Source organism: Thermus caldilimi (assembly GCF_004684245.1).
Classification (GTDB): domain Bacteria; phylum Deinococcota; class Deinococci; order Deinococcales; family Thermaceae; genus Thermus; species Thermus caldilimi.
Genome location: NZ_CP038452.1, coordinates 2,238,022 through 2,256,881, shown reverse-complemented (window position 1 = coordinate 2,256,881; position 18,860 = coordinate 2,238,022). Strand labels below are relative to the sequence as shown.

At 63.5% G+C, this 18,860-nt stretch carries 22 protein-coding genes, 2 tRNA genes, 2 rRNA genes and 1 pseudogene; 23 read left to right on the top strand and 4 right to left on the bottom strand.

Annotation, left to right across the window (positions count from 1 at the left end):
* Positions 1 to 59 precede the first annotated feature (59 nt).
* The 16 genes and pseudogenes from EBI04_RS12005 (at position 60) to EBI04_RS11920 (ending at position 9,327) form a co-directional block, all read left to right on the top strand.
* Positions 60 to 530 carry a hypothetical protein gene (locus EBI04_RS12005; protein WP_240695313.1) on the top strand — a complete coding sequence of 157 codons (471 nt, stop codon included), beginning with the start codon at positions 60 to 62 and terminating at the stop codon, positions 528 to 530.
* 9 nt (positions 531 to 539) lie between these two features.
* Complete coding sequence (locus EBI04_RS12000; RefSeq protein WP_135257641.1) at positions 540 to 1,424, top strand: hypothetical protein; 885 nt, start codon at positions 540 to 542, stop codon at positions 1,422 to 1,424.
* An 11-nt stretch (positions 1,425 to 1,435) separates the two neighbouring features.
* Complete coding sequence (locus EBI04_RS11995; protein WP_135257640.1) at positions 1,436 to 1,762, top strand: hypothetical protein; 327 nt, start codon at positions 1,436 to 1,438, stop codon at positions 1,760 to 1,762.
* Position 1,763: 1 nt separating this feature from the next.
* A complete protein-coding gene (locus EBI04_RS11990; RefSeq protein ID WP_135257639.1) occupies positions 1,764 to 2,102 on the top strand; it encodes a hypothetical protein in 339 nt (112 codons plus the stop codon).
* Positions 2,099 to 2,761, top strand: a complete 663-nt coding sequence (locus EBI04_RS11985) for a DUF4200 domain-containing protein (RefSeq protein WP_135257638.1) — start codon at positions 2,099 to 2,101, stop codon at positions 2,759 to 2,761. The genes EBI04_RS11990 and EBI04_RS11985 overlap by 4 nt, the downstream gene beginning before the upstream one ends.
* A complete protein-coding gene (locus tag EBI04_RS11980; RefSeq protein ID WP_135257637.1) occupies positions 2,761 to 2,979 on the top strand; it encodes a hypothetical protein in 219 nt (72 codons plus the stop codon). The genes EBI04_RS11985 and EBI04_RS11980 overlap by 1 nt, the downstream gene beginning before the upstream one ends.
* 569 nt (positions 2,980 to 3,548) lie before the next feature.
* Positions 3,549 to 3,878 carry a hypothetical protein gene (locus tag EBI04_RS11965; protein ID WP_206202040.1) on the top strand — a complete coding sequence of 110 codons (330 nt, stop codon included), beginning with the start codon at positions 3,549 to 3,551 and terminating at the stop codon, positions 3,876 to 3,878.
* Positions 3,879 to 3,886: 8 nt separating this feature from the next.
* Positions 3,887 to 4,998, top strand: a pseudogene (locus tag EBI04_RS11960) (transposase).
* Complete coding sequence (locus EBI04_RS11955) at positions 4,995 to 5,180, top strand: hypothetical protein (protein ID WP_206202039.1); 186 nt, start codon at positions 4,995 to 4,997, stop codon at positions 5,178 to 5,180. Before EBI04_RS11960 ends, EBI04_RS11955 begins: the two are co-directional and overlap by 4 nt.
* Positions 5,177 to 5,299, top strand: coding sequence for a hypothetical protein (locus EBI04_RS13870; protein ID WP_276605485.1), 123 nt, complete (start codon positions 5,177 to 5,179; stop codon positions 5,297 to 5,299). The genes EBI04_RS11955 and EBI04_RS13870 overlap by 4 nt, the downstream gene beginning before the upstream one ends.
* 169 nt (positions 5,300 to 5,468) lie before the next feature.
* Entirely contained in the window at positions 5,469 to 5,918 is a 450-nt protein-coding gene (locus EBI04_RS11945) for a hypothetical protein (protein WP_135257633.1), read from the top strand.
* On the top strand, positions 5,915 to 7,012 hold the full coding sequence (locus EBI04_RS11940; protein ID WP_206202038.1) for a hypothetical protein: 1,098 nt from the start codon (positions 5,915 to 5,917) through the stop codon (positions 7,010 to 7,012). The genes EBI04_RS11945 and EBI04_RS11940 overlap by 4 nt, the downstream gene beginning before the upstream one ends.
* A 246-nt stretch (positions 7,013 to 7,258) precedes the next feature.
* Positions 7,259 to 8,119: a hypothetical protein gene (locus tag EBI04_RS11935; protein ID WP_206202037.1), complete on the top strand. Its 861-nt coding sequence runs from the start codon at positions 7,259 to 7,261 to the stop codon at positions 8,117 to 8,119.
* A gap of 35 nt (positions 8,120 to 8,154) precedes the next feature.
* A complete protein-coding gene (locus tag EBI04_RS11930; protein WP_240695312.1) occupies positions 8,155 to 8,385 on the top strand; it encodes a hypothetical protein in 231 nt (76 codons plus the stop codon).
* Between the two features lie 7 nt (positions 8,386 to 8,392).
* Entirely contained in the window at positions 8,393 to 9,058 is a 666-nt protein-coding gene (locus EBI04_RS11925; RefSeq protein ID WP_206202035.1) for a transglycosylase SLT domain-containing protein, read from the top strand.
* Entirely contained in the window at positions 9,055 to 9,327 is a 273-nt protein-coding gene (locus EBI04_RS11920; RefSeq protein WP_135257629.1) for a hypothetical protein, read from the top strand. Before EBI04_RS11925 ends, EBI04_RS11920 begins: the two co-directional genes overlap by 4 nt.
* A gap of 68 nt (positions 9,328 to 9,395) precedes the next feature.
* Here the strand turns inward: EBI04_RS11920 and EBI04_RS11915 are convergent.
* The 3 genes from EBI04_RS11915 to EBI04_RS11905 all read right to left on the bottom strand — a co-directional run bounded on the left by EBI04_RS11915 (position 9,396) and on the right by EBI04_RS11905 (position 11,838).
* Positions 9,396 to 9,472: transfer RNA gene (locus EBI04_RS11915), tRNA-Ile, on the bottom strand.
* Complete coding sequence (locus tag EBI04_RS11910; protein ID WP_135257628.1) at positions 9,463 to 10,584, bottom strand: integrase core domain-containing protein; 1,122 nt, start codon at positions 10,582 to 10,584, stop codon at positions 9,463 to 9,465. The genes EBI04_RS11915 and EBI04_RS11910 overlap by 10 nt, the downstream gene beginning before the upstream one ends.
* A 243-nt stretch (positions 10,585 to 10,827) precedes the next feature.
* Positions 10,828 to 11,838 carry a transposase gene (locus tag EBI04_RS11905; protein WP_135257627.1) on the bottom strand — a complete coding sequence of 337 codons (1,011 nt, stop codon included), beginning with the start codon at positions 11,836 to 11,838 and terminating at the stop codon, positions 10,828 to 10,830.
* 168 nt (positions 11,839 to 12,006) lie between these two features.
* Between EBI04_RS11905 and EBI04_RS11900 the strand changes: the two genes are divergently transcribed.
* The 4 genes from EBI04_RS11900 (at position 12,007) to moaA (ending at position 16,258) form a co-directional block, all read left to right on the top strand.
* Positions 12,007 to 14,883, top strand: a 23S ribosomal RNA gene (locus EBI04_RS11900).
* An 82-nt stretch (positions 14,884 to 14,965) separates the two neighbouring features.
* Positions 14,966 to 15,082: ribosomal RNA gene (gene rrf / locus EBI04_RS11895) — 5S ribosomal RNA — on the top strand.
* 29 nt (positions 15,083 to 15,111) lie between these two features.
* Positions 15,112 to 15,187 (top strand) — tRNA-Gly (locus tag EBI04_RS11890).
* Between the two features lie 93 nt (positions 15,188 to 15,280).
* On the top strand, positions 15,281 to 16,258 hold the full coding sequence (gene moaA, locus EBI04_RS11885; RefSeq protein ID WP_135257626.1) for a GTP 3',8-cyclase MoaA: 978 nt from the start codon (positions 15,281 to 15,283) through the stop codon (positions 16,256 to 16,258).
* On the opposite strand, the gene EBI04_RS11880 is transcribed toward moaA, so the two are convergent.
* Positions 16,236 to 17,066: a DMT family transporter gene (locus tag EBI04_RS11880; RefSeq protein WP_135257625.1), complete on the bottom strand. Its 831-nt coding sequence runs from the start codon at positions 17,064 to 17,066 to the stop codon at positions 16,236 to 16,238. The genes moaA and EBI04_RS11880 overlap by 23 nt on opposite strands.
* A gap of 17 nt (positions 17,067 to 17,083) precedes the next feature.
* On the opposite strand from EBI04_RS11880, the gene EBI04_RS11875 reads away from it, so the two are divergent.
* From EBI04_RS11875 to EBI04_RS11865, 3 genes are read left to right on the top strand one after another with little or no spacing between them, the layout of a single operon-like run.
* On the top strand, positions 17,084 to 18,076 hold the full coding sequence (locus tag EBI04_RS11875) for a polyprenyl synthetase family protein (RefSeq protein ID WP_135257624.1): 993 nt from the start codon (positions 17,084 to 17,086) through the stop codon (positions 18,074 to 18,076).
* A gap of 7 nt (positions 18,077 to 18,083) precedes the next feature.
* Complete coding sequence (locus EBI04_RS11870; protein ID WP_015716379.1) at positions 18,084 to 18,275, top strand: hypothetical protein; 192 nt, start codon at positions 18,084 to 18,086, stop codon at positions 18,273 to 18,275.
* Positions 18,263 to 18,859: a hypothetical protein gene (locus EBI04_RS11865; RefSeq protein ID WP_135257623.1), complete on the top strand. Its 597-nt coding sequence runs from the start codon at positions 18,263 to 18,265 to the stop codon at positions 18,857 to 18,859. The genes EBI04_RS11870 and EBI04_RS11865 overlap by 13 nt, the downstream gene beginning before the upstream one ends.
* Position 18,860: the final 1 nt, after the last annotated feature.

Here is an 18,860-nt window from a genome sequence, read left to right as displayed (position 1 = left end):
AGGAAAAGATGCAGGAGGCGTTCAATCGGATCAAGGCACTTCGGCCTGGGGCGCGGCCCGTGACCATCCTGCGGTCCGGCCCCGAGTTTCAGACCTACAGCGGCACGCAGCGGGTGAAGGTGGGCGAGTTCGTGGTGCCCGCGGGGGCGGCCTGGGTGGTGCCCAACCCTGTGCCCATCATCCTCAAGCTTTACGACACCGCAGGCAACCAGCTTCCCCACACCACGGATGTCTTCTTCGCCAAGCGCACCAAGGGTTTTGACTTCCCCGAGTTCCTCATCAAGGCCCAGTACGCCAGCTACTACGACCTAACCGAGGCCCAGCTGAGGGATGCGAAGTTCTACCAGAACATCCTGCAGACCGCATCCCCCCTGCGGGCCCCCACGCCCCCCACGGGTTTGGTCTTCCGGGAAGGGGACACGCTGGAAGTCTACGTGGAGGCCCCCGCGGGCGTCACGGTGAACCTCAACGATCCCAGGACCCGTATCGAGCTCCCGGTGGGCGTGGACAACTCCAACCCCACCCTGTGAGGAGGTGCCATGAGCTTCCTTGAACGGATCCGTCAGGGCGTGGGCCAGGCCTTCGGACGGGGCTTGGACGCCTTCCGCGGGGATATGCCCCGGGCGGAGCCCGCCCAGGCCCCCGTAGCCCCTCCCCCGCCTCCCCCGGCGGCGGTGCAGGTGGGGGGCTGGGGCTTCGCCTGGATCGACAACGAGGATTTCGACGCCACAGGCCTGGCCTACCGGCCCAACGAGTACTTCCCTGTGGCCCAGATGCGCACCCCGGAGACCGCCCACTTCCGCATCCTGGCCCAGGAGCGGCGCCTGCGCATTTACATCAAGGGGTTGAAGGTCTTTGGGGGGCAGAACCTGGCTTCGCCCCAGAACCGCACCGTGACGGTGAGCGGGTTGGTGGAAACCCCGCAGGCCAAGCCCACCCTGCCCAGCGTCTACCACCCCGAAGTAGCCGTGTGGGCCAAGGTGGGCGGGGTATGGCAGCAGTGCCCCATTGTGGGCGTTAACTACGCCACGGGGCAGATCACCTTTGTGGAGCCTGCTGGGGTGACCGGTCCGGAGGACATCGAGGTCTACTACGTCCACGGGGACGGCCAGTTCCGCCTTCGGGTGGCCAGGGATGTGGGCGGGGTGGACGACAGCGCCGCCACCGTCTTCAACCAGTCCTTCGCCACCATGCACGCCATTGACCAGAACAACATGGAGACCATGATCGCCTGGCCCCAGCAGGTGGAGCTGGTGCCCGGAACCCGCTTGGTCCTGGAGGTCTTCACGCAGAACACGCCCATCGTGTGGAACGAGCGGGCCGGGCACTACATCCAGATTGCCGCCATGGGGCGGCGCATCGAGGTGCTGGACAAGGGCAGGCTGCAGCGTTTGGCGGAGCTGGAAGCCCGCGGTGGGCTGTGAGGAGGTGAAGGATGGGGGAGTTCAGCATCACCAACACCTACCTCAATCCCGCCGGGGGCTACACTCCCCTTCCTGCTCCTGGTCCTGATGATCCCATTTGGCTTCAGTTGCTGTACGGAGCCCGCCAGATTGGTTCCGTCCTCGATCCCTACATCTTCACGGAACAGGAGCGGGCTCAAATGGAACTAGAACGCTTGCGCCTGGAGGCGGAACGGGAGAAGGCCCGCCAAGCTGGCATCCGGATCGAGCCTGTCGCACCTACGTTCTCTCCCTGGGTCTGGGCTTTGCTAGCAGCCGTTCTGGCGGTGCTCCTGCTGGCCGTGTTGCTGAGGGACTGATATGGACCCGGTACTCGGCTTCCTTGGCAGCGTTGTTGGCGGCGTGTTCTCCTTTTTGGGGGTCAGCCGCCAGGCAGAAGCTGCCGAGGAAATCGCGCGCTCGCGCGAGCGGTCCGTTAGAAACCTGGTGGATGCGGTTATCGTTCAGTGGCATGAACTCGGACGAATGGCGGAAGTCCAGCAGGGGGCGGCGCGCGATGCCGTGTACTGGCAGCAAGCCACCCAGCGAACGCGCATCTACTACAACTTCAAAGCGGTGCAGTCCGCCCAAGGCATTGCTCTTCTGGCAGCGGGGGCAGGCTTGATAGCCCTGGGCGTTTACCTGGGGGTGAAAGAGTGAAGGGTTTAGCGGTAGCTGCCATTGCGGGGGGAGTCGGGCTGGGCATTGTGGGCGTAGGGTACATGGTGCGCTCGCGGCCCAAGGCGGAGGAGCGGCGAGTGGAAATGGGAGCATCCCCGGTAGTGCCAGCCGCGGGGGTGGTGCCTACCCATCCCGGGGTGCAGGATAACCGAGCCACGTACTGCCAACTGTTGACCGCATACCGCAGCGATTTGAAAAAGCAGGAAGACCTGCTTGCCAACGCTGAAGCGCAGATGCGGCGCATCGAGCGGGAGGCCGAATCCCTGTGCCGAATCTACGCGGCAAACCCAGTGTTCCAATACCACTGCAACGGCTTTCCAATCTGCCATTGGAGTCACTGGTACACCGTTAGCGGGCAGGAAACCGACAGCGCCGCCTACTCCTTGTGCACAAGCTACGTCCGCTTAGGGGGGGAACTGGCTCCCCGGGAGCACGAGCTTCGCCCTGGGGATAACTGGGACGACACCTGGGACGATTTGCGCAGGATGAACGCCAACATCGCTCAGGCCCTGCGTCAGATTCAGGCTTTGCGGCAGCAGTATGTCCAAATGCAGAAGGAAGCCGACGAGGCCAGATCGCAGATAGCTCGCTTGCGCAAGCAGATTGCGGATCTGGAAGCTCAGGGGGTGTTCTGCTGATGGAGTGGAAGGACCTTCTGGACTCCGGCCTGGCCGTGGCGGCCTTTGCGGCATTCCTGCGGATGGTCTTCGTCGATGTGGCCGAAATGAAGGCCCGCCTGGCCCGGATGGAGGAAGGCCAGCGGGAGCAGACCCACCTCCTCAATCGCCTGACCAACGCCACGGAGGCCCTGGCCTACCGCCAGGGGGTCCGCTTGAGGAAAGAAAAGGAGGCCTGAATGGATGGGAAGACCGTGCTTTTGATGCTCATCGGCGGCGGGGTGGCCGCGTACCTGGCCTACTCCTTGGCGAAAGGGGGCAGCACAGGCGCGCCCGCGTCAACGGCGGGGGAAGGAGGGGAGCAAGCCTTGCCCCCCGCGGTAGTGGACTACGGGCAGAATGTTGGTGGCTTGCCAGGTTTCGGTCTAGGCGAACTCGGCCAAGATGCCCTCTGCCGCGTAGCCCCCAGCCTGTGTTCCTGGTACAACCCTGCTTTTGTTCCCCGGCCTGTACCCGGACAGCTCCTCTGGTAGGAGGTGGGGATGAAGGCCTTCTGGGTAGCGGCGGCTATGGCAGGGGGAGCCCTATTGGGAGTGTGGTGGTCCCGGAAGGAAAAGGTGGCCTCCCCTGCTCCATCCAACACCCCTAGCTCTGGCAGGGGCACGGTGCGCTGGGAAGACCGTTCTTCCGGCTACTCCGAAACCACCATGTGCCCCCAGGTGATCGCCACCTGCAAGGACGGATCCGTGGCCCCCACGCCCTGCGATTGCGCTAGCCGGGGCGGGGTAGCTAGTCTCGGGGGTGCGCTATGAGCTGGACGGACCTTGTCCCTCCCGCAAGCGTTTGGGGAGCGTGGGCGGTGCAGGCCCTGGTGGCCCTGGGTGCGGTGGCCCTCCTGGCAGGCCTACTGGTGCGCCTGGTAGGCGGCATCCCCGTGGTGGGGCCTGTACTGGCGGGGCTCATCCGCATGCTGGCGTCCAACTACGAGCGCTGGCTTGCGGAAAGGGTTCCCCGGTTGGCGGAGCAGGCCGTGCTAGCGGTAGAGGAGCGCTACCTCAAAACTTGCACTTATCCACCCCCCGCATACCCATGCGCCAGGGGACCACTTGAAAAGGGCCGCCCGGTTCCCTTCGGATGAAGGGTGCCATGCACCAGACGGCCCAAGCTCTACTCTGGACCCTCCTGGCCCTCCTGCCAACCCCCACCTCCGCGAATCCCTCAAAGCGCTTCTTCTCCTCCTTCTCACCGGCCACGGCAAGGCCAGGCCCCAGCACAGCAAGACCAAGTCCCCTTCCGCCCTCTCCCGCTTCCTCAACCGCTATCCCTGGCCCACCCGCGCCCTCATCCGCCTGGCTCGCAAGAAGGCCCAGGAAACCCTCCACCGGGCCAGGCCCAGGCGGGGGCCCAAGCCCAGGCTCCTGGTGGTCCTGGACCTGGTCACCCTGGAGAAGCGGGGCCTCTTCCCCGCCTTGCCCCTCTCCTTTTTCCACGGCAAGTGGGGGCTCCACCTGGTGGTGCTCTATCTGGTGCTGGGAGAGCTGCGCATCCCCTGGGCCTACCGGGTGTGGCGGGGGAAGGGGGAGAAGGCCCTTTCCCTCCTTGCCCTGCGTCTTCTGGCCTCCCTGCCCCCCTGGATGCGCAAGTCCTTCCACCTTCGGGTGGTGGCCGATGCTGCCTTCGGCACCGCCCGGTTTCTTGTGGGGGTGCGGGGGTTGGGTCTGGAAGCGGTGGTGGGGATGCGGCGGGACCGAAAGACGCGGGAGGGGCTTCCCCTCTTTGGGCTCAGACGGCAGGGGAGTCGGGTGCATCTGCGGGGACTTCCCTTTCCCGTGTGGGTGAGCTGGTACCGCTATCCCTTACCCGGGGGAGGGTGGGAGTGGCGGTACGTGGTGGCCACCTTTCCTGCGGGGCCACGGACTGTGCTGGTGTGGGGGCGGCGGCGGTTTACCATTGAGCACTTCTTCCGCACGGTAAAGAGCGAGTTTTCCCTGGGGCGTTTTGGGCAGCGGACGGCCTTGGGGGTGCATCGGTTTCTGGTGCTGTCCTTCCTGGCTTACCTGCTGGCCCACTGGGTGAGGCTAGCTCCAGACGGGAGAGGTCTTTCTTGGCGGGAGGCTGGGTGGGCAGCGGCGCGCCTGCTGCTGCCGGAGGTGGTCTTGCGGGTCCTCATGGCCGAGCTGGGAGCTTTGGGTCTTTGGCCTCCGCCTGCGGGGGGAAGGGGGTGTTCATGCAGGGTATTCGGGAGGTGCAAGTTTTGAGCTACCGCAAAAGCGACCTCCCGCCCCAGGAGCGGGCCGCCCGCAAGCTGGAGGAGGCCATTAGCACCCTTCAGGAGCTGGCTCCCGGGCTTAGCCGGACCATCGCAGAAAAGCAGATTGAAGCCGCCCTGGCCCGTATCCGGGCCATGGGCATGGAGCAGAAAACAGGAGGTGGGAGATGAGCTTCCAGGATGGCGTAGAGCTAGGTGCTGGCTTTGTGGTGGGAGCCCTCTTGGTGTGGATCGGCCTGGCCCTCATCCTGGCCATCATCGGGGCCCTTTTGGGCGTCAAGAAGGAGTAGCTGTGGAGGAAAGAACCTTCTGGCAGTCCTACAAGCAGGGGTTGGGGGTGGGCCTCGGGCTTCTCACCATCTACCTGGTAGCCCTCATCCTGATTGGGGCCTTTGTGGTGCGCCCCGCGCTTGAAAATCTGGGCGCGCCCAGCCAGAGTCCACCTAAAGGAGGTGGTGCATGCTCAACCTCTTGGGTTTGAAGCAGGAGGATTTGGCCAACCTTCCCGGACGCCTGCAAGAGGCCTTGGCCGCGCTTCGGGAGGATATGGCCTGCCTGAAGGACCAGCTAGGCGCGGTGCAGCGCACCCTAGAGTACGAGTTTGGCCGGCCCCGGCGGGACCTGCAGGGCCACGATCCGGCCCGCATGCCCCTCATCGCCCAGGTGCAGGTGGAAGGGGAAGCCCGCCGCATCGATGTGACGGGCCTTCTCGGCAAGCCCGCTACCCGGGGGCACATTGTGAACATTGGGGATGCCAAAGCTCGGCTCTGGTTTACCTTTGGCCCCCAGCGGGTGGGCCCCTATATCCTCCTGCCCGCGGCCGCGGTGGAGTTGAGCTTTGCGCTGGAGGTGCTGGAAGTTTCGGACGCGGGAGAGGGGCCCGCTTCCGTGCAGTTCCTCTTCCAATGACGGCCAAGGCCAAAAGCTACAAGCGTGGCAGGACCTATGCTCCCGAGGTTCGCCTTGCCCCGGGACCTCGGGCCATGGGGGATACGGGGGATGGCAGCTACACCACCCTTTTTGGCTACGCATGGGCGGCGGTGCTGGACCGGGTGGAGCGCCGCTTCCGCCTCTTCCAGGCCCAGGTACCTGGGGAAGGTCCGTGGGCCCTCAACGATCCCCGTGGGCCCGAGGTGGCCGTGTGGGTAGAAGTGGAGGTGCCCGCCCTCCCCCACCCCGTGCAGGAAATCGCCCACATGGGCCTGGCCTTTGACCAGGCCGCGCGCCATGTGGTGGTCTATGAATACCAAGGGCAAGTCTGGATCCGCCAATGGGACCCCGTTAGCCAGGTCTACGTGATGCGGGGCCCCTTCCCAGGGGTAGACCCCGTGGTCCTAAACGATGCTGTGGTGGGCTACTTCCCTCCCGATTCGGACGTTCTGGTCTGGCACCTCAGCCCTGACCGCACCACCCTGCTCCAGCGGGCGCAAAGGCACCTTTACGCTACCGCCCACGTGGTGCAGACCTTCGCGGAGCCTGTGGTCCTGGACCAGGCGGTGGCCCTGCCTTACCAGATAGAACTTCTTGGAAGCCTGCTGAGCACCATCGATGCCACGGGCTACGTTCTGCGTTCGCAACTTTACCCCGTTTACCTTTCGGACGCCTTGGGCCAAGCTACCCTAAGCGCTCCTTCCTCCGGGGCCTATATTCCCATCGTCATCGTCCTTGACCTGGGCATAGACGTTTTGGGCCAAGCTACCCTAAGCGCCCCTTCCTCCGGAGCCTATATTCCCGTCGTCATCGTCCTTGACCTCGGTACGGAGGCCGTGGGCCAGGCCCAACTTGCCGCACCCACTACTGGGGCCTATGTGCCTGTGGTTCTTGTTTCCGACCTTGGTATGGATGTCCTCGGGCAAGCGCAACTTTCCGCCCCAACTACCGGCGCTTACGCTCTTGTGGTCGTCGTTGTAGACACCACAACGCAACCGGGCTACACCAGCCCGGATGTCCTAGGTACTGCAACCTTGTCTGCCCCCACTACAGGGGCCTACGAACTTGCATGAGGGGGATGGAAGATGAGCAAGATTTGGACACCAGACAATGCCGGGCGCATTATCAGGGTGCGCCCCCTGTTGCCGCCGCCTCCACAGATAGGAGCCAGGCTCCAACCCCAGCACATGCATTGGCAACTGGGGCGCTATGTGGAGGATTTGAGCTTCGGCCCTGGAGGGCGTGGGCGGCGCAGGCGGTGGGTGGTTGACCAAGAAGCTGAGCAACACAACTTGGTCCTGGACCAAGCTTATGATACCTTGATTGCCCAGCATGGCTTTGTAGCCCTCAATAACTACGCTGTTGTTGGTACCGGTTCCACGCCACCGGCCGCTACGCAAACCGGCCTTGCCAACGAGGTTAGGCGCACAATACGCGACGAAACCGGCAATACCAGCGGCACCAGGACCATTACTCGGGTGTCTGATGGCGCGTACGAGATTCGGGTGGTACGCGAGTTTACGGAGGCCGAAGTAGGCAACACTAACCTTACTGAATGGGGGTTTTCCCCAGTAAGTACGAGCGGCAACAACCTGATGAGCCGTGAACTTTTCCGTGATGGCAACGGCAATCCGGTTGTTATCACACCGGCTTCTGACCAAAGGCTGCGTTTGATTTACAAAATCTTGGTGTCCATAACGCCAGTTACGGCGACGGCACACTCTATAACCATTGACGGTATAGGGACTAGGACTGGGTTTGTGTGCGTTAGTAGAGGGGGGCTGTGCGACGGGACGGCGGATTTGACAACCGTTGACAACTTCGCTAGGGGCAACGGAGCCTGGCCGTACCCAGTAAGGATGGCCCTGTTTAGCGGAGCGAGCTTTGTGCCTGAGTATACAACATACATGTCGCTGCACACAGGGAGCAGTAGTGTTGCTGCAAAAAACGTAAGTGCATTCGTGCCATATACGCCAGGGAGCAGAACCCGCCTTATTCCGGCGATGACCTGGGGTAGCAACGAGGCTAACTTTACCATTCGCGGGGCCGTCTTAGGGGTACCATGCGACCCTTACATAATACCGTCATTCTATGTAGTTTTTTCTGATGGGCAGGAGTTCACCAAGACCAACCTCTACAAGCTCACCATCGGCGAATGGACACTCACCTGGGGGCCGTGATGATTCCTAATGGTTGGGCCAACAGACCTGTGGTGATGCCCTATATCGTAGAGGTGCCTCTTCTGGGCGTGGGGATTTTCCCTCTAGCCCGCCGGGACGGGCGGCATGTGCCGGGTGCGGAGGCTAAGGGTGGGATTGCACGTTACTGGGACCTGCAAGCCTTCGTCTGGTACCACGCGGGAGGCATGTTGACCCTGAACCGCGGCATGAAGCGGATTCGGCGCACGGCCAGGGGGGTGGAAGACGTTGCGCACCGGAGGGGCTAACTGGGGCGTGCTGGCGTTGGGGGCGGTGGCCGCCTGGCTTCTCGTTCGGCCCCGCCCCGCTTCCCAGCCTGCGCCCAACCCCTCACCCACCCCGACCACGTGCCAGTACCAGCCCGGAAGCGGCCTGTCCAAGAGCTACCAGGAGCTCATCTACCGCATCCACGAGCGCATTCGTGAGGTGCGGCCCAACCTGGGGACATGCATCCCCTCCGCGGGAACCCCCTGCACCATGGTGCTGGCCTCGGTCCTGGCCACTTCCACCAACTACGGCATACCGCCAGACATCGCCACCGCGCTCGCCTGGCAGGAAAGCGGCTTCGGCCTGTACCTGGAAACCGACCGCATCCGTGCGGCCTTGGCCAAGGGGCGGTGCACCGCCGCGGCGGGAACCGAGATCGGCCCCCTGCAGGTGAAGCCCGCAGCGTTCTGCCAGGTGAAACAGGACCCGCAGAAGCTCCTCGGTATGGACATGACTGGGCGCATCTGGTACGCGGTAGGGGCGGGCTTGGCGTATCTGGAGTGGCTTAGGGGGCAGTTCCCTGGAGCATCGTGGTACGAGCTCCTCCAGGCCTACAACGTGGGCCCCACCGCTTTCCGCCAGGGCAAGCGGAACCCGAAGTACGCGTGCGCCGTCATTAACCGGGCCAACCTCTACACGGAGCTGAAGGTATGAGGGACCTTCCTTGGGGCATCCTGCTCATGTTTGCGACACTAGCTGTCGCCTTTGCGCTCGCGGGCCTTTGGTGGTGGCTGCTCTTTTGGGGCGGGCTGGTCCTCTGGCTTGGAGTGGTGGAGCTGTGGGCCGTTCGCCGCACGGGGCTCACCATCTCGGGGCAGTTTTTGGCTTGGGCGCGGAAGCATCCCTGGTGGGCGGGGGTCATGGCCGCCCTCCTAGGCGGGGCGGTGGGTTATTTGGTGTACCACCTAACAACGGGCTATTAGGTGTCGTGTAGGTGTCAAAAGGCATTCCCCGGGGCGTTCGCAACCCCGGGGATTTGCCTTTCTCATCGTGGTGGGCGATGGTGGACTTGAACCACCGACCTCACGCTTATCAGGCGTGCGCTCTGACCAGCTGAGCTAATCGCCCCCGCACGCAAAAGATAGCTTAGCTAGGAGTCCGCCTCCCGTCAAGATGATGTAATTGGCCACCACATTTGAGACACCTTGGGGAACCGACTCCCCCCATATCTTAGCCAGGAACTCCAAGGGAGCAAGGCCACCCAAGGCCCTGTGGGGCCTTCTGCGGTTGTAGTGGTCAAGGTAGGCATTGAGCTCCGCCTGTAGTTCGCTCACCCTCGTGGGCAAAGCTCGGGTATAAAACTCCTCCCTAAAAGTCCGTTGCAACCGCTCCACGTGCCCGTTGAGCTTGGGGCTCCGGGGAGGCAGCACGAAAAGAGCAACCCCCAAACGTCGGCATGTCTCCTCAAACTCCGCCATGAACTCGCTACCCCCATCCACCTGTACCGCCCGGATGGGGAAAGGCGCCTGGGCCACCAGTCGGGACAGAAACTCCCCCGCTAGCCTCGCCGTGGCCCGGCTGTGCACCTCCCCCAGGGCATAGCGGGTAAAGAGGTCCACCGCCGAAAAGTGCCGCACCACCTCCCCCGGTCCCAGGCTCACTATCAAGGTGTCCACCTGTACCAGGTCCCCAGGGGCTTGAGCTTCGTATCCCCGGGGCTTACCCCGGGCGTAGGGTCTCCTAGGTCTTCCCCTGGCCTTCCCTCTCCCCCTCCGGGCCAGAAAGCAGGCCACCCTCTCCACCCGTCCCCTCCCCTCCAAATAGGCCAGAATCCGGCCCACCGTCCGTTCCCCTAGCCGGAAGCCCTCCTGGCGCAAGGTGAGCCAGATGGGCCACCGCCCCCAGGTGGGGTTCTCCCTCCTCAGCTCCTCCACCCGCGAAAGAAGCTCGGGCCTCCAGTGCACCTTTCCCCGCAGGCGCCGGGGGCGGCGGGACTTGGGCTTGAGTCCGGCTAGCCCCTTCTCCCTCAAAGCCCTTTCCCAACGGTAGTAGGTGGCCCGGCTGATGCCTAAAAACTCCCGAATCTCTTCCCAGCTCCGCTTGCTCTCCCGCAGGGCTTTCACCAACTTCACCTTGCGAAGGCGTTCCTGGACATCCGGGTCGCCTGCCCCCGCTTCGGCCAGTCTTGTCCCTTGGCTAGCCCCTTGCCCTATCGCTCGGCCAAACGAGGTAAGCTGCATATGGGGAACCTCCGCTACAGGGTCGGTTCCCCATCTTTTTATCCCATTCAGCGTCTCACATGTGTCTGTCCAGGTTCAGATGACCGCCCCGAGACCTCCTCCACCCTGAGCTCCCCCTCTAAGTTCGGACATCCTTTACCTCCTGGGGATGAGGGGGAACAGGAAATAGCCTGTGCCACCAGACCTCCAAGGCTTGGCGCAGGATCCCTTCCCATTCTTCCCGGGAAAAGCGCACAGGCCCTCTCAAGAGGACAAAGAGCCCCGAGTATACCCCCCACTTCCGCCTTCCCTTCGCGCCCCCCCTTTCAGGCGCCTCCGCGCCTCCTCCCCCACCAAAAGCCCCACCCCGTAGGCCAACGCCACCAGGGCCAGCGTCTTCTCCATCGCTTCCCACCCCTTGCTCATCACCCCAGCAAACCCCATGTGCCCCTTCAGGTCCCTGAACCCCTCCTCAATCTTCATCCTTTCCTCGTACACCCCAAGAAGCTCCTCCGGAGGCAGGTTCCCCATCACCCAAAGCGCCTCCCGCATCCCCTCCCGCCACACCCCCACCAGGTTCACCTCCACCTCCCCCCGGTACCTCACCCCCTCGTACCTCACCTCCCGCCCCCGATCCACCCAGGGCACCAACCGCTCCCCTCTCCATTCCAACCGCGGCCTCGTCCCCAGGTTCAACCGCACCGCATACCTCACCCCCGCCCGCTCCAGCACCTCCAGCCACCCCGCAAAGGAGAACTCCCGGTCAAATACCCACACCGTCTCCTCCTCCACGTATTCCCGCACCGCCTCCACCCAATCCTCCCACGTCCGGTTCCTCCCCTCCGGCTTCCCCTCCCAGTAGCTCCCCACGTACACCGGCACCGCCCGGCCCTCGTAGGGTTGGGCCAACACCACCGCCCAAAAGCCCAGGGTCTTGCCGTCGGAAAGCCGGCCCACGTAGGGGGTCCGTTTCGCCTGGGGACGGGGTACCTCCGTGGGGTCCACCAGGAGGAAGGGGGTCTTGGGGTCCAGGAGGCGCAGGAGGTAGCGCTGGGGTTCCAGGAGGGGAAGGAGTCGGTCAATGGCCTTGTAGTTGGCTTCCTCCGTGGCCTCTTGGCGGTAGGCCCTGGCCCAATCGCTCTTGCGGGCAGAACCTGAGGCCAGGATGGCCCAGAGCAACCGGGCTACCTTCTCCTCGTGGCGCTCCAGCCAGGCATCCAGCAGAGGGCTCACGAAGGGGCGTAAAGCCTCCGGTCCAAACGGCAAGCTCCTCATACAGCCCCATTTTGTCTGAACTCAAAGGGGGAGCTCAGCCTCCACCCCCTTGACATAGCTTCTCGGGTCTGGTAGTTTTTTCTTTGCGCTGCCTGAAGGGGCGGCGGGGGATCTTGAAAGCTGGGGTGGAGGATAGGTAGTTAGAGGCCGTGATGAGCGGTCTTGCAGGGTCAAGATGCTAAGGGCCCACGGTGGATGCCTTGGCACCCGAGCCGATGAAGGACGTGGCTACCTGCGATAAGCCAGGGGGAGCCGGTAGCGGGCGTGGATCCCTGGATGTCCGAATGGGGGAACCCGACCTGTGGGAACACGGGTCACCGCCTGTTGGCGGGGGGAACCTGGGGAACTGAAACATCTCAGTACCCAGAGGAGAGGAAAGCGAAAGCGACTCCCTGAGTAGCGGCGAGCGAAAGGGGAAGAGCCTAAACCGTCCGGCTTGTCCGGGCGGGGTCGTGGGGCCCTCGGATACCGAATCCCCGACTCTAGCCGAAGCTGTTGGGAAGCAGCGCCGGAGAAGGTGAAAGCCCTGTAGGCGAAAGGGGAGGGGATAGGTGAGGGTACCCGAGTACCCTGTGGTTCGTGGAGCCATGGGGGAATCTGGGCGGACCACCGCCTAAGGCTAAGTACTCCGGGTGACCGATAGTGGACCAGTACCGTGAGGGAAAGGTGAAAAGAACCCCGGGAGGGGAGTGAAATAGAGCCTGAAACCGTGGGCTTACAAGCAGTCGCGGCCCCTAAAGGGGTTGCGGCGTGCCTATTGAAGCATGAGCCGGCGACTCACGGTCGTGGGCGAGCTTAAGCCGTGGAGGCGGAGGCGTAGGGAAACCGAGTCCGAAGAGGGCGTTAGTCCGCGGCCGTGGACCCGAAACCGGGTGAGCTAGCCCTGGCCAGGGTGAAGCTGGGGTGAAGCCCAGTGGAGGCCCGAACCGGTGGGGGATGCAAACCCCTCGGATGAGCTGGGGTTAGGAGTGAAAAGCTAACCGAACCCGGAGATAGCTGGTTCTCCCCGAAATGACTTTAGGGTCAGCCTCAGGTGCTGACTGGGGCCTGTAGAGCCCTGATAGGGCTAGGGGGCCCACCAGCCTACCAAACCCTGTCAAACTCCGAAGGGTCCCAGGTGGAGCCTGGGAGTGAGGGCGCGAGCGATAACGTCCGTGTCCAAGCGCGGGAACAACCGAGACCGCCAGCTAAGGTCCCGAAGTCTGGGCTAAGTGGGAAAGGATGTGGCGTTGCTGAGACAGCCAGGAGGTTGGCTTAGAAGCAGCCATCCTTTAAAGAGTGCGTAATAGCTCACTGGTCGAGTGACGCTGCGCCGAAAATGATCGGGGCTTAAGCCCAGCGCCGAAGCTGCGGGTCTGGGGGTTAATCCCCCGGGCGGTAGGGGAGCGTTCCCGATGCCGAGGAAGGTCGTCCGCGAGGGCGGCTGGAGGTAAGGGAAGTGCGAATGCCGGCATGAGTAACGATAAACAGGGTGAGAATCCCTGTCGCCGTAAGCCCAAGGGTTCCTACGCAATGGTCGTCAGCGTAGGGTTAGGCGGGGCCTAAGGTGAGGCCGAGGGGCGTAGCCGAAGGGCAGCCGGTTAATATTCCGGCCCTTCCCATGGGTGCGATGGGGGGACGCTCTAGGCTAGGGGGACCGGAGCCATGGACGAGCCCGGCCAGAAGCGCAGGGTGGGAGGTAGGCAAATCCGCCTCCCGTGAGCTCTGCGTGGTGGGGAAGCCCGTGAGGGTGACAACCCCCCGAAGCCAGGGAGCCGAGAAAAGCCTCTAAGCACAACCCATGGGAACCCGTACCGGAAACCGACACAGGTGGGCGGGTGCGAGAGCACTCAGGCGCGCGGGATAACCCTCGCCAAGGAACTTTGCAAGTTAGCCCCGTAACTTCGGGAGAAGGGGTGCTCCCCGCGAGGGGAGCCGCAGTGAACAGGCTCTGGCGACTGTTTACCAAAAACCCAGCTCTCTGCGAACTCGTAAGAGGAGGTATAGGGAGCGACGCTTGCCCGGTGCCGGAAGGTCAAGGGGAGGGGTGCAAGCCCTGAACCGAAGCCCCGGTGAACGGCGGCCGTAACTATAACGGTCCTAAGGTAGCGAAATTCCTTGTCGGGTAAGTTCCGACCTGCACGAAAAGCGTAACGACCGGAGCGCTGTCTCGGCGAGGGACCCGGTGAAATTGAACTGGCCGTGAAGATGCGGCCTACCCGTGGCAGGACGAAAAGACCCCGTGGAGCTTTACTGCAGCCTGGTGTTGGCTCTTGGTCGCGTCTGCGTAGGATAGGTGGGAGCCTGGGAAGCCGCCCTTTCGGGGGCGGTGGAGGCGCCGGTGAAATACCACCCTGATGCGGCTGGGGGCCTAACCCAAGGGATTGGGGACAGCGCTTGGCGGGCAGTTTGACTGGGGTGGTCGCCTCCTAAAGGGTAACGGAGGCGCCCAAAGGTTCCCTCAGGCGGGACGGAAATCCGCCGGAGAGCGCAAGGGTAGAAGGGAGCCTGACTGTGAGGCCTGCAAGCCGAGCAGGGGCGAAAGCCGGGCCTAGTGAACCGGTGGTCCCGTGTGGAAGGGCCATCGATCAACGGATAAAAGTTACCCCGGGGATAACAGGCTGATCTCCCCCGAGCGTCCACAGCGGCGGGGAGGTTTGGCACCTCGATGTCGGCTCGTCGCATCCTGGGGCTGAAGAAGGTCCCAAGGGTTGGGCTGTTCGCCCATTAAAGCGGCACGCGAGCTGGGTTCAGAACGTCGTGAGACAGTTCGGTCTCTATCCGCCACGGGCGCAGGAGGCTTGAGGGGGGCTCTTCCTAGTACGAGAGGACCGGAAGGGACGCACCTCTGGTTTCCCAGCTGTCCCTCCAGGGGCATAGGCTGGGTAGCCATGTGCGGGAGGGATAACCGCTGAAAGCATCTAAGCGGGAAACCCGCCCCAAGATGAGGCCTCCCACGGCTTGAGCCGGTAAGGACCCGGGAAGACGACCCGGTGGATGGGCCGGGGGTGTAAGCGCCGCGAGGCGTTGAGCTGACCGGTCCCAATCGTCCGAGGTCTTGACCCTTTTTGCCCTGATGACCACCCCAGCTTGGATCCCCTGCCGCTCGTGGGCGGCGTGGGATTTTGAAAGGCAAAACACGAGAATCCCCCGTGCCCCTAGCGGCGTGGAACCACCCGTTCCCATTCCGAACACGGAAGTGAAACGCGCCAGCGCCGATGGTACTGGGACCGCAGGGTCCTGGGAGAGTAGGTCGGTGCGGGGGATTTTTTCTACGCGCCCCGTGTGGCGCGCGCGGGAGTAGCTCAGTTGGTAGAGCACGACCTTGCCAAGGTCGGGGTCGCGGGTTCAAGTCCCGTCTCCCGCTCCACATATTACCCCCAGGCATAGGCCTGGGGGTTTGTTTTTTTATCCCTTGCCCTCCGGCCTAGGGCGTAGTATGGTGGCCCAAAGGGGGAAAGGCATGAAGCTACTGGACAACTACGGGCGTGTTATCAAAGACCTTCGCATCTCCGTCACCCCCCGATGCAACCTGCACTGCCTTTACTGCCATCCCCTGGGGCTGGAGATGGCCGAACCCCCAGGCACCCTCACGGTGCAGGAGGTGGACCACTTCCTCGAGGCCGCCTCCCTTCTTGGTCTTTCCGCCGTGCGCTTCACGGGTGGGGAACCCTTGGTGCGCAAGGAGCTTCCCCAGATGATCGAGCGGGCCCGGAGCAAGGAGGGCCTCGAGGACGTGGCCATCACCACCAACGGCCTCCTCTTCGCCAAAAGGGCCAAGGAGCTGGTGCAAGCAGGCCTGAATCGGGTGAACATCTCCTTGGACGCCATCACCCCCGAGGTCTTCACCCGCATCACCCGGGGCGGGAAGGTGGAGCGGGTTTTGGAGGCCATAGAAACCGCCCTGGAACTGGGCCTCCACCCGGTAAAGCTCAACGCCGTGGTCATCCGGGGGATGAACGAGGAAGAGGTGGTGCCCCTAGCCCGGCTTTCCCTGGACCGCCCCTTGCACATGCGCTACATCGAGTACATGCACCTGGACAACTCCGACCCCGAGGAGTACCGACGCCGCTTTGTACCCGGGAAAGAGATCCGGGCGCGGATCGAGGCGGTCTTTGGCCCCTTGGAACCCGTCCCCCATGACCCCACCTCCCCGGCCCGGGTTTTTCGGATCCCTGGGGCCCAGGGCACTTTGGGATTCATCAATCCCGTCACCGAGCCCTTTTGCTCCAACTGTTCCCGGCTTCGCCTCACCTCCGACAAAAAGCTAAGGCCCTGCCTTCTCACTGACTTGGAGATGGATATTTCCTGGGCCTTTGCTGCGGAGGAACCGGTGGAAGCCCTGGTGGACGCCATCCTCATCGCCACCAACCGCAAGCCTGCTTTCGGCAACACCCTACCCACCCTTAGAAAGCGGGTCATGCTGGGGATCGGCGGATAGCCTGGAAGGTGGCCAGGACCACCAGAAAGGCCCCAAGACCCCCCAGAAAGCCCAGCCGCTCTCCCAAGACGGCAAAGGCAAAAAGAGTAGCCCAGACGGGTTCCATGGTGTAAAGGATGGCTGCCTGGGGTGCGGGCACGTACCGCTGCCCCCAGGTCTGGAGCCAGGTGGTGAGGGCCGTGGCCACCACCCCTAGGTAGAAAACCGCACCCCAGGGTATCCCTTCCCACCTCACCCCCTCCCAAAGGGCCCAGGGCAGGGCAAGAAGTGCCGTGCCGAAGATCTGAACCGCCGTGAGGGGCAAGGAGGGGAAGGCCTTGGCGTGCACCTCGAGGCGCACGATGTACAGAGCGTAGGTAAACGCAGTGAGGAGGGTCCAGAGATCCCCCACGTTCAAGGGAGGCTGCTGGGGATCGTAGGAAAGAAGCCCCACGCCCAAAAAGGCCAAAAGGGCCGCCAGCCACACACCCCCAAGCCTCCGGCCCACCAAGCCCAGGATCAAGGGCACCAAGACCACGTTCAGGGCCGTGATAAAAGCGCTGCGGCTCGCCGAGGTGTACATGAGGCCGACAGCCTGGGAGGCGTAGCCCAGAAGCAACCAAAAGGCCAGCTCCATCCCTGGCCCCCACACCCCTTTGGGGAGGCGCCAGGCCCAAGGCAAAAAGAAGAGGCTGGCCAGAAGGAAGCGCAGGAAAACCAGGAGGCTTGGGGCCATCTCCCCCACCGCCCCCTTGACCACCACAAAGGTGGTGCCCCAAAGAAGGGTGAGGAGGTTGAGGGCCAGGAGGCCTAAGGTGTAGCCGCGCATGGCCTAAAGTGTATAGCATGGTGCCCTCCCCACAGGAAGTGAAGGATGCTCTCCACGAAAGGCTCCTGGGCCACCTGGTCCATCCCGATCCCGTTTACCAGGCGCTCCTTCAGGAGTATCCATCCCGAGGCGGAAAGATGCTCCGGGGACTTTTGGTGGTCTATGCGGGGCTGGCCCATGGGGCGACCCTCGAGGCCAGCCTTTGGGCAGGGACTGCCCTGGAGCTTTTCCAAAACTGGGTGCTCATCCACGACGACATTGAAGATGGCTCCGAGGAACGCCGGGGAAAGCCCGCCCTGCACCACCTTTACCCCATGCCCCTGGCCTTGAACGCCGGGGATGCCCTGCACGGGGAGATGTGGGGGCTTTTGACCCGGGGTTTGAACGAAAGCCTCTTTGGACCGGAGGTGCTGGCCGAGTTCCATCAGGGGGTGCGCCGCACCGCTTACGGGCAACACCTGGACCTCCTCTGGACCCTTTCCGGCCGCCTGGACCTGACCCCGGAGGATTACCTCCGCATGGTGGCCCATAAGGCCGCCTACTACACCGCCGTGGCTCCTTTGAGGCTTGGAGCTCTGCTTTCCGGGAAAACGCCCCCCGCTCTCTACGAGGAAGCGGGGCTAAAGCTGGGGATAGCCTTCCAGATCATGGACGACGTCCTCAACCTCGAGGGGGACGAGGCTTACGGCAAGGAGCTCGCCGGGGACCTCTATGAGGGCAAGCGCACCCTGATCCTGATCCGCTACCTCCAGGAAGCCCCCAAGGAGGAGCACAGCCGGGCCGAGGCCCTCTTAAGCCTTCCCCGCGAGGCCAAGCCCGAGGCCGAGGTGCGCTGGCTTTGGGAGAGGCTTCTGGCCTCCGGAGCCGTGGCCTGGGCCAAGGAGGAGGCCAAGAAACTTGCCCAAGAGGGCCTGGGCGCCCTTATCCCCTACCTGGACACCCTCCCCGGACGGGAGGCCGCCTCCCATTTGCGAAACCTCCTCATCGCCTTGGTGGAACGCAGGGCATAATGGGGCCATGCAGGGGGTGCGCTTTAAGGTCATCACCGCCAACGATCCCGATATCTTTCAGGAAAGGCTCAACCGCTTCGTGGAGGAGCTTCCCGAGGACGTGGTCCTGGTGGAGGTGAAGTTCTCCGTGGCCGAGGGGTCCTCTCCCCTCTTCGCCGCCTTGGTGCACTACAAGGAAGTGGAGGCGTGGAAGGAGTAGAGGCCTTTCTCTTCTTCCTGGCCCTAAGGGGAGAAGCCAAGCGGGAGGAGGTGCGGGCCCGCTTCCCCAAGCTGGTTCCCTTGCTCAAGGCCTTGGACCAGGAGGTGGAAGCCCAGGGAGAAACCTTTGGTCTGCGGAAACCCCTCCGCCTCTCCTGGTTCGCCCCCCTTTTCCAGCGGGCATACTCCCCCCTTCTGCCCGAGGAGGAGCGAACCCTGGCCTTGGAGAAGCTCCTCGAGGCCGCCCACCGCTCCGCCGAAGCGGGGGAAGCCTTGGTGGCCGGGGACGGCCTCCTGCAGGTGGCCCGCCTCTTCCAGGAGGGAAGCCAAGCCCTCCTAAGGGGTGCGTACCGGGAAGCCCTCCACCGCTATGGGGAGGGCCTTGGGCTTTTGGAAAAGGAAGGGCTTGCCTTTCCCGCCACGGCCCTCGCCCTTTTGGCTTTAGCCCAGGAGGGATTCCGCCCCGGGGGCAAGGGCGGGGAAACCGCCCGAAAGGCCCTGGAAAGGGCCAAGACCCCCTTCGCCCGGGAGATAGCGGAAAGGCTCCTCCCCCAGGACACAAAGGAACAGGAGGCGGACGCCTAGA